Below are 14,368 nucleotides of genomic sequence, written 5' to 3'. Positions count from 1 at the left end.
ATATTCAAGCGCGTAAATGATCGGCGGCACGCAGCCGGGCGAGCTGCCCCGGGTGCCGTGGCAGCGCCACCCAGCCGCCGCCGAGCGCGTTCACCGAGGCCTCGTGCCCCGCGTTGAGCAGCAGGATCGCGGACGCCACCAGCTCGTCGTCGCCCAACCGGTCGCCGCCGTCCCGTACCGCCACGAGGTGGGTCATCAGGTCTTCCCGGGGTTCGCGGCGCCGGTCGGCCGCGAGCGCGCGCATGTAGTCGGCGAACTCGCCCGACGCCCGCAGCGCGTGCTCCTCCGTCTCCGGTGAACGTGCCGGTTCGTACATCCGCACGACCGCGGCCGACCACGGCCGGAGCACGTGCCGATCGGCACGCGGCACACCGAGCAGCTCCGCGATCACGTCCACCGCGAGGGGCTCCGCGAAGTCCGCCAGCAGGTCGAACTCGTCGCCGGCCGTCGCGAGCAGCTCGGCCGCGCGCGCCTCGATCGCCGGGCCGAGCCGGGTCACGTGCCCGCGCGCGAACGCGGACGCCACCAGCGACCGCAGCCGGGTGTGCACCGGCGGTTCGTGCTCCATCATCTGATTCCGATGAAGCAGGTCGAACGGCGCGAATCGCTCGGCGGGCTCCCGATCCCGCCAGATCCGCCCGAACCGCCGATCCCGCAGCACGATCCGCACGGTCGCGTGACTCGCGGCCAGCCACATCCGATCGGCGTCATGCCACAGCACCGGCCCGCGCTCCCGCAACTCCGCCAGCGCCGGGTAGGGATCCTGGATCAGCTCCGGATCCGCGAAATCGATCGCCACCGCCCAACCCTGAAAACCCGAGGGCCTTCGGATATACCCGCTTCCGGCGTGGGCGCTCTCCGAACGCTCCCGCGGGCACCGGTCGTCGCTGGCGCTCCTTCCTGCACGTTTCGCGGTGCTCACCGAGAACCCGTCACCCGTGCGAGCCACGGCCCGGTGTCCACAGCGTGGGGACGATGCGGGCGGCCGGAGTTCATAGCGTTTCAGGGGCCGGAAAGACCGCTCCCGCACGTGAAGGAATTCAGTGCGGGAACGCGCGCGGCGTGCGGAACGGGCCGAACGTGTCCCGGAACGCCTCGATGCGGGATACGACCTGGCGCATGCCCACCGTGTCCGTCAGCCGGTCCAGGTAGAGATTCCGGGCGGCCAGCGCGTCCAGGCCGACCGTGAAGTAGATCGCCATCAGCGGGTTCACGAACAGCGTGCTCCCGCGCGTACGGGTACTGCCGTGCACGTCGCCGCAGTCACCGCGGAGCGCGGCCGCGATCTGGGTCTGCACGATGCTCGGGCGCAGTGGGGTGGCGGCCACCGCGTCCGCGACCGCGTCCCGGTAGAGCGCGGCCTCCGGCCCGCCGGACGGGACGGACAACGCGCCGAGGTAGTCGCCGGACCGGTCCAGCGCCGCGAGGTTCTCCAGCACCTGGGTGTGCACCACGCCGTGGAACGCGTCGATGCCGAAGCCGAGCGACGTCACCAGCTTGACCGGCAGGTCCAGGCCGGCCGCGGCGCCGAGACTGGTCATGTCCTCGGTAGGCGTGCCGAGCCCGGCCTCGTCGCCGCGCAGCAGGATGTCGGTGCCGCCGTCCACCAGCACCAGCGCGTCCGCGCCGGTCCGGTCGATCAGCTCACGGTAGGCGGCCCGCAGCGGCGCCACGCCGACCCGCGGGAACGCGTAGACCTCGGCCGGCCAGTCGCGCGTGGCCAGGAAGCGGGCCAGCGTGCGCTCCGGGAAGTAGTCGTCCGGGCCCTCGGTCGACGGCGTGACCAGCGCCAGGTTCTCCGCCGCCCACGCGTCCAGCGCGATCAGCTCCAGCTGGGTGAACGCCAGGTTGGCCAGGTGCACGCGCTTGCCCTCCGCGCGCAGCGCCGCGGCCAGCGGCAGGCCCGCGTAGACGTCGAATCCCCCGCCGGCCCCCGCCACGATCACGGACCGGGACTCCGCCAGCGCCGCGAACAGCGGCGGCACCATCAACGACACGCCAGAACAATAGCAACGAATGGAAAGCCCGCGGGTTACGGCCCATTCGTGTCTTTGCCGCGTCTTGACCCGCGGGACAGCGCCCGGAAAAGTGAGTCGGCGTGAACGAGCTTCCGGATCGGATCCCGGACGGCGTCGACGTCTCCACGCCGAACGCGGCCCGAATGTACGATCACGCGCTGGGCGGCTATCACCACTTCGCGGCCGACCGAGCGGCCTGGCGGCGGATAACGGAGGTCACGCCGAATGCCCGTCGAATTGTGCACTCCCACCGCGCATTCCTCGGCCGGGCCGTGCGCCGGCTGGCCGGGCAGGGAGTGCGGCAGTTCCTCGACATCGGCGCCGGCCTGCCCACGCTCGGCAACACGCACGAGGTGGCGCTGGACGCGGACCCGGCCGCGCGGGTGATCTATGTGGACAACGATCCGCTCGTCGTGGTGCAGAGCCGTGCGCTGCTGGGAGACGAGCCGCGCGCCCAGGTGATCGAGGGTGACCTGCGGCGGCCGGAGGACGTGCTCTACCACCCCGAGGTGCTGGACCTGCTGGACTTCGGCGAGCCGGTCGCGGTGCTCCTGGTGGATCTGCCGGGCCCGGTGCCGGGCGAGACGGAAATCGTGGCGCGGCTCGGCCGGGCCTGCGTCTCCGGCAGCCATCTGGTCGTCTCCGGCCGGTCCGATGCGGAACTCACCGCGATACTGGACGGGTTCGACCTCGTCGATCCCGGAGTGGTCCCGGCGACCGATTGGCATCCCGATCCGTTCGCGACCGAGCCGGCGCTGCCGAATCCGCTCGCGGCCGTCGCCCGAAAACGGTGAAAAGCGAATCCGGTGGAATTCCGAGGTGGATTTCCGAAAGCGCGAACGGCCATAATCGCTGACGCGGGGCCTCAACCCTCACGAGGTTCGCGCGCGGAAAGGTCGACTCATGTGGCAGCCCGATGAGACGGCGGATCTCGTCCGTCTCGCGCACGCGTGGACGCGTGCGATAGCGGCTGCCACCTTCGTGCCCGGGCCGCGCCGCCGCACGCTCGACCTGCTGGAGTCGTTCACGGTCCGGCTCGCGGACGCGCTGGACGACGAGCCGTTCGACGCGGACGCTGGTTATCGGGTGGGGGAGGAGCTGGCCGACGCGCGGCTCGCCGGCCCGGCCGTGCTCGGCGAGACGATCGCGGTGCTCACGCCCGGCCTGCTGGCTCGCACCGGCACACCGTCCCGGGTCGGTGTGCTGCTCGGCCGGCTCGCCACCGGGTTCACCGAGACGGTCCGCGAGCGCGACGCGGAGGCGACCGAGACCCTGCGCCGCGCGCTGGAGGCGACCCGGCGCCGGGAGGAGGCGGGCATCCAGCGGCGGCTGACGAACACGTTGCTCTACGACCCGCTCACCGGCCTGCCGAACCGGTCGAAGCTGCTCGACGGCCTCGGCGCGGTGCTCGGCAACGCGCTGCCGGGCGAACGCGTCGGCCTCTGCCTGCTCGACGTGGACCGGTTCACCGCGGTCACCGACACGATGGGCCACGAGCGCGGCGACGACCTGCTGCGCTTGATCGCACAGAAGCTGCGCGCGGTCGCCCACCGCCACCGGTACTACCTGCACCACCTCGGCAGCGACCGGTTCGCCGCCGTGATCACCGGGACGGCCGGGCCGAACGACCTGATCAAGGCGGCCGACCTGCTGCTGCGCGCGTTCCCCGATCCGTTCGTGGTGGACGGCCACTCGATGCCGATCACCGGCCGGGCCGGGATCGCGGAGACCACGGCCGCGGGCGCCACCCCCGAGTCGCTGCTGCGCTCGGCCGCGATCGCGCTCGGCTGGGCACGGCACGACGACGCCGGCCCGATCGCGGTCTTCGATCCGGACCGCAGCCGCCTGGACATCCGCCGGCACGAGCTGGCCGCGGCCATGCCGGGCGCGCTCGACGACGGCCAGTTCGTGCTGCACTACCAGCCACTGGTCGACCTGCTCGACCACCGGACGGTCGGCGTGGAGGCGCTGGCCCGCTGGCGGCTGCCGGCCACCGGGCTGCTCCAGCCCGCGGAGTTCGTGCACCTGGCCGAGCGGACCGGCCTGATCCGCCCGCTCGGCGCGCACCTGCTGGAGGCAGCGTGCGCGCGGGGCGCGGAGTGGCACCCGTCCGGCGTGTTCGTCAGCGTCAACCTGTCTCCGGTGCAGCTGGCCGACCCGGCCCTGGTCGCCACGGTCGCGGCCGCGCTGGACCGCACCGGGCTGCTCCCGTCCCGGTTGCAGCTGGAGCTGACCGGGAGCGCCGCGCCGAGCGGCAGCGCCGCGCTGAGTGGCCACCGGGACACCCTGCGCGGCCTCGCCGACCTGGGCGTGCGGCTGGCCGTCGACGACTTCGGCGCCGGTTCCGCGGGCCTGGCCGATCTGGCGGAGCTGCCGATCAGCGCGGTCAAGCTGGCACCGCGGTTCCTGAGCGACCTGGTGCCCGGCCCGGCGGGGGAGGCGGGCCGCGTCGAGCACCGGACGCCACCAGGCCAGACACTGATATCGACACCGCGCGACCGGGTGACGCGCGACTCGTGGCCGCGTGACCCGGAGCAGCGCGACCCGGCACCGCCCGGCACGACACCGGCCGGCACGGCCCCGCACGACTCGACGCTGCTCGCCGGCGTGATCCGGCTCTGTCACGACCTCGGCATCACGGTCACCGCGGTCGGCGTCGAGACGGACGCGCAGGCCACCGCGCTGCGCAGGCTCGCCTGCGATCTCGGCCAGGGCTTCCGGTTCGCCCGCCCGGCGCCGGCGTCGGACATCACACGTCTGCTCGGATGACGCGCCGACATCCGGGTAACACGATGATCTGGTGGCCTACCGGCCATTGAGGAACAGGAGGCGCGATGACGGTACGACTGGGATCGTTCGGAATCTGGAGCCGCGAGACGCTCTGGCGGTCCGCGGACGCCGCGGAGGCCGCGATCGAGCTGGAGGAGATCGGCCTCGGCACGCTCTGGCTCGGCGGCGCCTCCGGCGACCTCGTGACGGCGGAGGCGCTCCTGGACGCCACGACGAGCCTGACCGTCGCGACCGGCATCGTCTCGATCTGGGAGAGTGCCCCGGACGACCTCGCCGCCGCCTACGCGCGGGTGACGGCCCGGCACCCCGAGGAGCGGCTGCTGGTCGGCATCGGCAACAGCCACGGCCTGCTGGTCAACTCGCGGGGCGGCAACTACGACCGGCCGGTCGCCCGCACGATCGCGTTCCTGGACGCGCTGGACACCCACGTGCCGTCGATCCCCCGGGAGCGCCGCGCGCTCGCCGCGCTCGGCCCGCGCATGCTGGGCATCGCCGCGGATCGCACGCTCGGCACCCATCCCTACCTGACCACGCCGGAGCACACCGCGCAGGCGCGCGAGCTGCTCGGCAAGGACACGCTGATCGCACCGGAGCAGGGCGTGGTGCTGGAGGCCGATCCGGCGAAGGCGCGCGCGCTGGCCCGAGGCGCGCTGCGGCTCTACCTGGCGCTGGAGAACTACACGAACAACTTCCGCCGGCTCGGGTTCACCGACGAGGACCTGGCGGACGGCGGCAGCGACCGCCTGATCGACGCGCTCTTCGCCTGGGGTACGGACGAGGCCGTGGCCGCGCGCGTGCGCGAGCACCTGGACGCCGGCGCCGACCACGTCTGCGCCCAGATCATCACGGCCACCCCGGACACGCTCCCACGCCCCGAGTGGCGCCGCCTCGCCGCCGCCCTCCGCTGAAACGCCACCGACCCTCGCCGTCGGGGTCCCGGTGACCGTAGGCATACGAGCGCTTCGCACTGCGGTATCTCGGTCCACCGGTCGCCTTTGTGTCGGGTGGTCGCCTTCTCGCTTCCGGCGGGCCTCGGGCTCCCGGTAGAAGACGTGGGTTCCAGCGGGGTTGGGTCTCGCCGGCCTCGGCATACGGAGCAGCCAGGCGCCGGCGGTCAGCGCTGTGCGCACGAAGAAAGATTACTGATCCTTCGAGGTCAGGGTGAAAGCGCCAACGATCCATGAACCAGGCGTCATTCACGTCGTCAGAACGACGTGAATGACGCCCGTATCACCAGAAAGGCCGCCGCCCGGAGACCCTGACGCCGGAAGGTCAGTAAAGGCACGCCGCTGCACGCAATTGCATTCCGCTGCGCCGGTGCCCGCGTCCTCGCGCGTCCTCGCGCGTCCTCGCGCGTCCTCGCGCGTCCTGCTGCGCGCGAATCGCGTTCTGCCCCGAGGTGCCCGCGTTCTGCTGCGCGGGAATCGCGTTCTGCTGCGGCGCTGTCCGCGTTCTACTGCGGGGTGCCCGCGCTCTGCTGCGCGTGACCCGGGCTCACTTTGGGGCGTGGGTGCCGAAGAAAGATCGAAAGCGTTCCTACAGCTGGCACCATGAGGGTTGTTCAGCGCGTTGCGCGCCGACGGCGCTGGGCTGCGGCGATGCGGCGTCGGCTCGCGCCGCTGACCAAAGCCTGCATGAAGCTCATCCCGCGCGTCGCCTTCCAGCCCATTTCCGGCGCGACGTCGATTCCATCGCAGAGTATCGTTCCCGATCCCCGGATGATCTTCCGCATAATGGAAGATCGCTGTCAATATGTGGAACACCCCGCTTCTCGAAGTCCTAACGCCCGAAATATCGCAGTAAAGTCACCCGGGCATTGACCCGGATCTTGACTAGTGATACGTGGAGCACCTTATCGAGGCCTCATACGGTGCACAACGTATCACTAGTCAAGATCCGAGCCGCTGGCCGGATAGATCGCAGATCTTGCGGTGCCGGAGGGCCGTGCGACCGGGGCCGCTGCTGCGGCTTTGGGATCGGGCAGGGCGACAGCCAGCCGGGCGATTCGCGGCGAAATTTCAGATATAGAGGGACAGTTCGTGCAGAATGCTGGCGTCCCTGACGCCAAGCCTCAACGAATGCCAAAAATTTCCGGCGCGAAGCGCCCGGCTGCCGTGAGACGGTCGAGGCTGCGATGCGGAACGCCAGTGAATGGAGAATTTCGGGCGCGAAGCGCCCGACCCTCCGCGTTCCGGCGCCGTGGAGTGCTTGGCGCCGCGTTCCGGCGCCGTGGAGTGCTTGGCGCCGCGTTCCGCGACCGAGAAGTGCTTGATGCCGCGTTCCGCGACCGAGAAGTGCTTGATGCCGCGTTCCGCGACCGAGAAGTGCTTGATGCCGCGTTCCGGCGCCGATCGTGGGTTGGGCTTCTTCTGCTACCCGCGGAACGTGTAGTGCTTCGTGCCGCGTTCCTGGACCGAGAAGTGCTTGATGCCGCGTTCGGGCGCTGATCGTGGGTTGGGCTCTTCTGCCACCCACGGAACGTAGGGAGGAGCGCCAGCGACGACCGGTGCCCGCGGGAGCACTCGGAACTCAGCCACGCCGGAAGCGGGAAGAAAGGTCTCATGGTCTTTCCTCCCGCTTGCGGGCGAGATGGTCAGGCGCCCGGGCGCGGCGTGAGCGGCAGATAGACGCGGAAGCGCGTGTCGCCCGGCTTCGACGTGACGCGGATGTCGCCGCCGTGCTTGTTGACCACGATCCGGTACGAGATGTCCAGCCCCAGCCCGGTGCCCTCGCCGACCGGCTTGGTGGTGAAGAACGGCTCGAAGATCCGGCTCAGGTTCTCCGGCGGGATGCCGTGCCCGGTGTCGCCGATCTCCACGACCACGCAGTCGGCCTCGCGCTCCGTCTTGATCGACAGGGTGCCGGACTCGCCCATCGCGCCGACCGCGTTGTCCAGCAGGTTCGTCCAGACCTGGTTCAGCTCCGCCGCGTAGGCCGGGACCGGTGGCAGCGTCTTGTCGACGTCCTTGACGAGCGTGATGCCCGGCGGGATCTTCGACTTGATCATGGTGAGCGTGGCCCAGAGCAGCTCGTGCACGTCCACGGTCTGGTACGGCGCGCGGTCCAGCTGAGAGTACTGCTTGGTCGCCTTGACCAGCCCGGAGATCCGCCGGACCGCGTCGTCGATCTCCTTCATCAGTAGTTCGGTGTCGACGGTGTAGGTGATGTAGCGCACCGCAAGCTCGGCGTAGTCGTCGCCGACCGCCGCGGTCACCCGGGACAGCCACTCCGCGTCGATGTCGCCCGCGACCAGCGTGCCCGCGAGATCCCAGCCGCCCTCGACGCCGTGGTCGGAGAGCCAGTCGCCGAGCTCGTCCTCCGCGTCGGACGTGGCCAGCGGCGACATCTCCTCCGCGTGCGCGGCCCGCTTGACCGCGTCGTCCTGGAACCGCACCAGTTCGTGCAGCCGTGACCCGTCCATCCGCCCGTCCGCGATCCGCGCGAGCTTGTCCCGCATGCCGGCGACCCGGCCGCGCAGCGCCTCGGTCGCCCGGACCGCGGCCGCGGCCGGATTGTTCAGCTCGTGGGTCAGGCCGGCGGAGAGCGCGCCGAGCGCGAGCAGCCGCTGCCGCTCGCCGACCACGGTGCTGGCCGCGCGCTGACCCACGAACAGGCCCTCCAGCAGGTGCACCGCCATCGGGAACCAGTCGCGCATGATGCCGGCGAACGTCTCCGCGGGCAGCACCCACAGCTTCAGATCGGTGATCGCGTGCATGCTGTGCGGGTACGCGTGCGCGGTCGTCTCGCCCACGTAGGCCTGGGTGGCGCCCGCGTACGACCCGCGCTGGCTGCTCCGGCTGAACTCCACGTGGTCGCCGTTGACCAGCGCGCTCAGCGTGACCGTGCCCTCCAGGAGCACGTAGAAGCAGGTGGCGACGTCGCCCTCCGAGTAGACCGTCGCACCGGCGGCCGCGGTCTCCACGGTGCCGTGCTCGGCCAGCCAGGCCAGCTTCTCGTCGTCGAGCTTCTCGAACAGGAAGAGCCCACGCAGCTCCTCCACCGTCAGCTTCACTGTGCCTCCAGGTATCGGTGGATGACGGAGACCGCCATCGCGCCCTCGCCGACCGCGGACGCCACCCGCTTCACCGAGTCCGCGCGCACGTCACCGGCCGCGAACACGCCCGGCATGCTCGACTCCAGGTGGTACGGGTCACGCGGCAGCGACCAGCCGTGCGGCCGCTGCCCATCGGTGATCAGCGACGGCCCGGTCACGATGTAGCCCCGCTCGTCCCGCGAGACCGCGCCGTCCAGCCAGTCCGTCCGCGGCTCCGCACCGATGAAAATGAAGATCCACGACGTGTCGACGGTACGAATCTCGCCGGTCGGCATGTCGCGCAGCGTGAGCCGCTCCAGGTGCTCGTCACCCTCCGCCGAGACGATCTCGGTGCACGGGTGGACGATGATCTTCTCGTTCTCCTCGATCTGCTCGATCAGGTAACTGGACATAGACCTGGTCAGGTCCGGCGCCCGGATGAGCATGTGAACGCGCGACGCGTACCGGGAGAAGTAGAGCGCGGCCTGGCCGGCCGAGTTCGCCCCGCCCACGATGTAGACGTCGCTGCCGGTGCAGGACGGTGCCTCGGTCGCGGCCGAGCCGTAGAAGACGCCGCGCCCGGCCAGCTCGGTCAGGCCCGGCGCGTCCAGCAGCCGGTAGGACACGCCGGTGGCCAGCACCACGGTGTGCGCCGCGATCTTCGACCCGTCGTGGAAGTGCAGCACCCGGGTCGGCCCGGCCGCCTCCAGCCCGGTCACCTCACGCGTGCTGAGCAGCTCCGCGCCGAACTTCAACGCCTGCCGCCGGGCCCGGTCGGTCAGCTGCGCGCCGGAGACGCCGTCCGGGAAGCCCAGGTAGTTCTCGATCCTGCTGGACTGCCCGGCCTGCCCGCCGGTCGCCCGCTGCTCGATCAGCACGGTGCGCAGCCCTTCGGACGCGCCGTAGACCGCCGCGCCCAGCCCGGCCGGCCCGGCACCCACCACGACCAGGTCGTAGAAGTCCGACGCCGGCGTGGTGGACATGCCCACGCTGCCGGCCAGCTCGGCCGTGGACGGCTTGACCAGCGCCTTGCCCTCCGGCGTGATCACCACCGGCACGTCCTCCTCGGTCGCGCCCGCGGCGATCATCAGCCGCTTGCCCTCCGGGTCGTCGCACAGATGCCACCGGTACGGCACCAGGTTGCGCGCCAGGAAGTCACGCACCTTGAACGACGCCTCGGACCAGCGGTGGCCGATCACGCGCGTCTCCGTCGACGCGGCCTCCGGCGTCGCCAGCCACGCCTCCAGCAGGCTGTCCAGCACCGGGTAGAGCTTCTCCTCCGGCGGGTCCCACGGCTTCAGCAGGTAGTGGTCGAGGTCCACGATGTTGATCGCGTCGATCGCGGCGCTGGTGTCCGCGTACGCCGTGAGCAGCACCCGCCGGGCCCGCGGGAACAGGTCCATCGCCTGCTCCAGGAACTGGATGCCGTTCATGTGCGGCATCCGGTAGTCGGCCAGCAGCACGGCGACCTGCTCACCACGCAGCTTCAGCTCGCGCAGCGCTTCGAGCGCGGACTCGCCGGAGTCGGCGCGGACCACCCGGTAGCGATCACCGAACCGGCGGCGGATGTCCCGGGCCACCGCACGGGACACCGCCGGGTCGTCATCCACCGTGAGGATCGCGGAGTTCACCATGCGCTGTATCTCAGCATCTTCTTCCGTACGGTCACTTCTGGGCACCCACCTGGTCCACGAAACACCACCGCCAGGTCTCGCCCGGCTCGATCGACTTCATCACCGGATGCTGGGTGGCGTGGAAGTGCGCGGTGGCGTGCTTGCCCGGCGACGAGTCGCAGCAGCCCACGCGCCCGCAGGACATGCACTCGCGCAGATGCACCCAGTCACGATGCCCGTTCGCGAGGCAGTCCTGGCACCCCTCGTCGCTCTGCGGCGGCGGAGCGTCGGTCAGGGCGAGGTGTTCACACTTCAACGAGACTCCCCGGTTAGAACACAGTTTCCGCCAAGTCTGCCCGGCGCCGCGTCCGGCCGCCATAGCCCGGATCACGCATCGGTACGCTGATCGACATGACTGACGGACCCACCCAGGAGCAGGCCGACCGGGAGCTGTGGCTGCCGGAGAACGACGAGGGCCAGCTCTCCGCCGACGACACGCTCAGCGACCGCGGCCTCGACGACGCGCTGGACGAGGGTTACAGCCCGCCGGAGGCCTACCGGGGCGCGACCGCGTTCGGCGTGACCGCGGAGGAGGCGCTGCGGGGTGAGTCGCTGGACGACCGGCTGCGCCAGGAGGTGCCGGACGTCTCCGGCGGCGATCCGGCCGAGGACGCGCTCACCGAGTCCGGCGAGTTCTACGATGCCGCCGAGTCCGGTGACCGCCGGGCCGGGCGGCTGGTCGCGCCGGACGAGGGCGCCGGCGAGGACTCCGAGGACGAGTCGTGGGGCAGCGACGTCGGCATCGACGGCGGCGCCGCCTCGGCCGAAGAGGCGGCCGTCCACATTGTCGACAACCCCTAAGCTGGCACCGTGAGCGACCTCCTGCCCGAGCCGGTGGACCCCCGGCAGCTGCGCGCGTCCGACACCGACCGCGAGCGCGTGGCGGAGGTGCTGCGTGCCGCCGCCTCCGACGGGCGGCTCGACCTCCACGAGCTGGACGAGCGGCTCGGCCGGGTCTACGCGGCCCGCACCTACGGTGAGCTGGAGCCGCTGACCCGGGACCTGCCGCTGGTCGTGGCCACCCCGGCGAACACGGTGCCGGAGTTCGACGTGCCGCGGTCGCGCGGCGGGCTGGCGCTGATGAGCCAGTTCGTCCGCAAGGGTCGGTGGGCGGTCGGCCGCACGTTCTCCTGCCTGGCGTTCTGGGGCGGCGGCACGATCGACCTGCGCGACGCGTACTTCGCCGAGGGCAGCACCCGGATCAACGCGTTCGCGATCATGGGCGGCGTCGACGTGATCGTCCCCGAGGACGCGAACGTGCACGTCACCGGCCTCGCCGTGATGGGCGGTTTCGACCACGGGGCGAACGGCGCGGGCGCGCCCGGCGCACCGACCGTGGTGGTGAGCGGGCTGGCCTTCTGGGGCGGCGTCACGATCAAGCGCCGCGCGGCCGACGCCGAACTCAAGCGCCGCAAGCAGGAGAAGAAGCGCCTGAAGGAGTCCTGATCCTCTCGTAGTGGGACGCGACCGAGGGCTGACCGGTGTACCCGGCGCCCGCGCGATCGTCCGCCCCGAGATACCGATAGGGCAGCGGTGCCGCCCCGGGTCCACGCCTGACGACGCGCCGGCGCCGGGCGTCGTACTCGAATCCGGCCGCGCGCAGATCCCGCCGCAGCGCCCGCGCGTCGCCGGTCACCACCTCGGCCAGATCCAGGTCCGCGACCAGCAGCCCGTCCTCGGCCAGCCACGACGCGCCTCGCGCCAGCACGCCGAGCCGGTCACCGACGTAGTGCAACCCGTGCACGCAGGTGATCAGATCGAACGTCCGGCCCGGTGCGTACCGAGTGACCGACTCCGCGACCAGCAGTGGCCGGTCGCCCGGCGCCCGATCGAAGAACTCCACCAGATCCACGCCGATCAGCGTGACATCCCGGTCCCCGAACGCGGCCGCGGCCTCGATCAGCGCCCGTCCACTGCCACAACACAGATCCAGCCACGAGGGTACGGACGGGAGCGTGCGCAACCGCTCCACGGGGTCGAAGCCCAACTCCCTGGCGTAACTGTTCGGCCCACGCAGGCCGCGCAGCCGGTTCATCGCGTTGTTCGCGACCACCGGCGACGCCTCCAGCGCCGGGTCGGCCAGCAGGTGTGCCGCATCCACGGCCGACAGTCAACCAGCCCGCCCCGGCCCTGTCCGTCCCGCCCCGGCCGATCAGGCGGCGCGGCGCTCCTGGTCGATGCCCGCGGTCGCGGTTGCGGCGCCGCCGGGCAGGAGGCGGAGGCGCGCAGGTGCCGGAATGTCCGTCTCCGCGTCCAGGGAGAGCCGCCAGCGAGGCCTGCCGTCGCCGCGGCCGGCCGGTGGCTCACCCGGTTCGAGGCCGCGGCGGGTCAGCGCGACCACCACGAGATAACCGGCCAGCACCAGCCCGTGGCTGAGCAGCCGGATCGGCTCGACCCGGCCGGCGATCAGGTCGCTCGCGGAGAGCAGCACCAGCACGGAGACGAAGACGGTCAGCGTGGGCAGGATCCCGCTCGGCCGGCCGCGGCGCAGCGCGATCCAGGCGAAGCCGGCGCCGAGCGCCAGGTTCCACGCGGCGGACTCGTTCAGCAGGTGATTCGGGCTGGCACCGCCGACGCCGGTGTGCAGGTGCTGCACCGCCGCGATGCCGGAGATCTGCGCCACGCCCAGCACGAACTGGCCGGCGCCGAGCAGCCCGAGCAGCACGCGCAGCACCGGGACCAGCGCGCGGCGGCCCGGCAGGGCGGGCATCCGGAACCGGCGGCGCGGCGCGGGCAGCGCGTCCAGCACCGAGTCGTCCACGCCCGCGAACGTGCTGCCGGCGCCGCCGAGCAGCCCGGCCATCCTGGTGACCAGCGCGGCGTCCTCCGCGTACGCCCTGCACTCCGCGCATCCGTCGAGGTGCCGGTCCAGCGCGCCGTCCGGCCCGGTCTCCTCGCCGTCGAGGCGCGCGGAGATCGCGTCCCGGAACGTCTCGCAACCGCCGCCGCCCATGCCCCACCGTCCCTCACACCGCCTGTCCACCCCCATAGTCGCGCACGCCCGGCGAAAAGTTCCCGTCGCGGTGCGGACCCGCCCGCCCGGACCGGGTAGCCTGCCAGCCATGCATACCAGCGGGCCGGACGAGGCGGAGCTCACCACCTGGGCGCTGCGCGCCGGCAAGGGCGACCGGGCCGCCGCGTCCGACTTCGTCCGCGCCACCCAGCAGGGCGTGCACCGGTTCCTCGCGCACCTGGTCAGCCCCGGCGAGGCGGAGGACCTGGCGCAGGAGACCTACCTGCGGGCGATGCGCGCGCTGCCGTCGTTCGCGGCCCGCTCGTCCGCGCGCACCTGGCTGCTGGCGATCGCGCGCCGGGTCGCCGCCGACCACATCCGGTCCGTGGTCGCCCGCCCGCGCACCGCCGCGCTGGAGAACTGGGAGCTGGCCGCGGACGCGGCGATGCCCGGCTCGGACGTGGCCGACGGCGTGGTCCTCGACCACCTGCTGCGTGGGCTCGACCCGGAGCGGCGCGAGGCGTTCGTGGCCACCCAGGTGCTCGGCCTCAGCTACCAGGAGGCGGCCGAGGTGTGCGGCTGCCCGATCGGCACGATCCGGTCCCGGGTGGCACGCGCCCGCGAGGACCTGGTCGCCGCGCTCGGCCACCGCCGCGCCGCGCACCGCGCCACCAGCTGAGCCGCCACCGGCGCCGGATGGCGCCACCCGCCGAGCCGCGCGTCGCGCCGCTACCGACGTCGCGCCGCTACCGACGTCGCGCCGCTACCGACGTCGCGCCGCTACCGACGTCGCGCCGCTACCGACGTCGCGCCGCTACCGACGTCGCGCCGCTACCGACGTCGCGCCGCGCGCTGTACCGGCGTCGCACCGCGCCACCTGCTGAGCCGCTGACCGGCGCCG

General features: G+C 72.0%; 14 protein-coding genes. 6 read left to right on the top strand and 8 right to left on the bottom strand.

The window, feature by feature from the left end:
* Positions 1 to 4 precede the first annotated feature (4 nt).
* Together J2S43_RS22075 and J2S43_RS22070 are read right to left on the bottom strand one after the other, a co-directional pair.
* Positions 5 to 799, bottom strand: coding sequence for a cytochrome P450 family protein (locus J2S43_RS22075; RefSeq protein ID WP_306832116.1), 795 nt, complete (start codon positions 797 to 799; stop codon positions 5 to 7).
* A gap of 241 nt (positions 800 to 1,040) precedes the next feature.
* Complete coding sequence (locus J2S43_RS22070; RefSeq protein ID WP_306839383.1) at positions 1,041 to 1,988, bottom strand: DUF1152 domain-containing protein; 948 nt, start codon at positions 1,986 to 1,988, stop codon at positions 1,041 to 1,043.
* A 110-nt stretch (positions 1,989 to 2,098) separates the two neighbouring features.
* Here J2S43_RS22070 and J2S43_RS22065 point away from each other — a divergent pair, with 110 nt between their 5' ends.
* The 3 genes from J2S43_RS22065 to J2S43_RS22055 all read left to right on the top strand — a co-directional run bounded on the left by J2S43_RS22065 (position 2,099) and on the right by J2S43_RS22055 (position 5,716).
* Complete coding sequence (locus J2S43_RS22065) at positions 2,099 to 2,812, top strand: SAM-dependent methyltransferase (protein WP_306832114.1); 714 nt, start codon at positions 2,099 to 2,101, stop codon at positions 2,810 to 2,812.
* Between the two features lie 109 nt (positions 2,813 to 2,921).
* On the top strand, positions 2,922 to 4,787 hold the full coding sequence (locus J2S43_RS22060) for a putative bifunctional diguanylate cyclase/phosphodiesterase (RefSeq protein WP_306832112.1): 1,866 nt from the start codon (positions 2,922 to 2,924) through the stop codon (positions 4,785 to 4,787).
* A 65-nt stretch (positions 4,788 to 4,852) separates the two neighbouring features.
* The gene (locus J2S43_RS22055; RefSeq protein WP_306832111.1) at positions 4,853 to 5,716 is read left to right on the top strand and encodes an LLM class F420-dependent oxidoreductase; all 864 of its coding nucleotides are present in this window, start codon (positions 4,853 to 4,855) and stop codon (positions 5,714 to 5,716) included.
* A 653-nt stretch (positions 5,717 to 6,369) separates the two neighbouring features.
* Here the strand turns inward: J2S43_RS22055 and J2S43_RS22050 are convergent.
* The 4 genes from J2S43_RS22050 to J2S43_RS22035 form a co-directional block, all read right to left on the bottom strand.
* Positions 6,370 to 6,540, bottom strand: coding sequence for a hypothetical protein (locus J2S43_RS22050; protein WP_306832109.1), 171 nt, complete (start codon positions 6,538 to 6,540; stop codon positions 6,370 to 6,372).
* Between the two features lie 861 nt (positions 6,541 to 7,401).
* Complete coding sequence (locus J2S43_RS22045; protein WP_306832107.1) at positions 7,402 to 8,820, bottom strand: ATP-binding protein; 1,419 nt, start codon at positions 8,818 to 8,820, stop codon at positions 7,402 to 7,404.
* Positions 8,817 to 10,475: an NAD(P)/FAD-dependent oxidoreductase gene (locus J2S43_RS22040; protein WP_306832105.1), complete on the bottom strand. Its 1,659-nt coding sequence runs from the start codon at positions 10,473 to 10,475 to the stop codon at positions 8,817 to 8,819. The genes J2S43_RS22045 and J2S43_RS22040 overlap by 4 nt, the downstream gene beginning before the upstream one ends.
* 31 nt (positions 10,476 to 10,506) lie before the next feature.
* A complete protein-coding gene (locus J2S43_RS22035) occupies positions 10,507 to 10,770 on the bottom strand; it encodes a UBP-type zinc finger domain-containing protein (RefSeq protein ID WP_306832103.1) in 264 nt (87 codons plus the stop codon).
* Between the two features lie 95 nt (positions 10,771 to 10,865).
* On the opposite strand from J2S43_RS22035, the gene J2S43_RS22030 reads away from it, so the two are divergent.
* Complete coding sequence (locus tag J2S43_RS22030; protein ID WP_306832101.1) at positions 10,866 to 11,315, top strand: DUF5709 domain-containing protein; 450 nt, start codon at positions 10,866 to 10,868, stop codon at positions 11,313 to 11,315.
* A gap of 9 nt (positions 11,316 to 11,324) precedes the next feature.
* On the top strand, positions 11,325 to 11,960 hold the full coding sequence (locus J2S43_RS22025) for a DUF1707 SHOCT-like domain-containing protein (protein WP_370881646.1): 636 nt from the start codon (positions 11,325 to 11,327) through the stop codon (positions 11,958 to 11,960).
* Here the strand turns inward: J2S43_RS22025 and J2S43_RS22020 are convergent.
* Entirely contained in the window at positions 11,917 to 12,615 is a 699-nt protein-coding gene (locus J2S43_RS22020) for a methyltransferase domain-containing protein (protein WP_306832099.1), read from the bottom strand. The two genes, J2S43_RS22025 and J2S43_RS22020, sit on opposite strands and share 44 nt — an antisense overlap.
* 51 nt (positions 12,616 to 12,666) lie before the next feature.
* Positions 12,667 to 13,467: a zf-HC2 domain-containing protein gene (locus J2S43_RS22015; RefSeq protein WP_306832097.1), complete on the bottom strand. Its 801-nt coding sequence runs from the start codon at positions 13,465 to 13,467 to the stop codon at positions 12,667 to 12,669.
* Between the two features lie 109 nt (positions 13,468 to 13,576).
* On the opposite strand from J2S43_RS22015, the gene J2S43_RS22010 reads away from it, so the two are divergent.
* Positions 13,577 to 14,146, top strand: a complete 570-nt coding sequence (locus J2S43_RS22010) for a sigma-70 family RNA polymerase sigma factor (protein ID WP_306832096.1) — start codon at positions 13,577 to 13,579, stop codon at positions 14,144 to 14,146.
* Positions 14,147 to 14,368: the final 222 nt, after the last annotated feature.

Source organism: Catenuloplanes nepalensis, assembly GCF_030811575.1.
GTDB classification, from domain to species: domain Bacteria; phylum Actinomycetota; class Actinomycetes; order Mycobacteriales; family Micromonosporaceae; genus Catenuloplanes; species Catenuloplanes nepalensis.
The sequence above is the reverse complement of the archived record's forward strand: the minus strand, read 5'-3'. Positions and strand labels throughout refer to the sequence as shown.

What these genes read in the sequence shown, in the direction of transcription:
- J2S43_RS22050 (WP_306832109.1), bottom strand. Translation starts at nt 6,540, where the DNA reads ATGCGGAAGATCATCCGGGGATCGGGAACGATACTCTGCGATGGAATC.
- J2S43_RS22015 (WP_306832097.1), bottom strand. Translation starts at nt 13,467, where the DNA reads ATGGGCGGCGGCGGTTGCGAGACGTTCCGGGACGCGATCTCCGCGCGC.
- J2S43_RS22055 (WP_306832111.1), top strand. Translation starts at nt 4,853, where the DNA reads ATGACGGTACGACTGGGATCGTTCGGAATCTGGAGCCGCGAGACGCTC.
- J2S43_RS22010 (WP_306832096.1), top strand. Translation starts at nt 13,577, where the DNA reads ATGCATACCAGCGGGCCGGACGAGGCGGAGCTCACCACCTGGGCGCTG.
- J2S43_RS22030 (WP_306832101.1), top strand. Translation starts at nt 10,866, where the DNA reads ATGACTGACGGACCCACCCAGGAGCAGGCCGACCGGGAGCTGTGGCTG.
- J2S43_RS22060 (WP_306832112.1), top strand. Translation starts at nt 2,922, where the DNA reads ATGTGGCAGCCCGATGAGACGGCGGATCTCGTCCGTCTCGCGCACGCG.
- J2S43_RS22040 (WP_306832105.1), bottom strand. Translation starts at nt 10,475, where the DNA reads ATGGTGAACTCCGCGATCCTCACGGTGGATGACGACCCGGCGGTGTCC.
- J2S43_RS22070 (WP_306839383.1), bottom strand. Translation starts at nt 1,988, where the DNA reads ATGGTGCCGCCGCTGTTCGCGGCGCTGGCGGAGTCCCGGTCCGTGATC.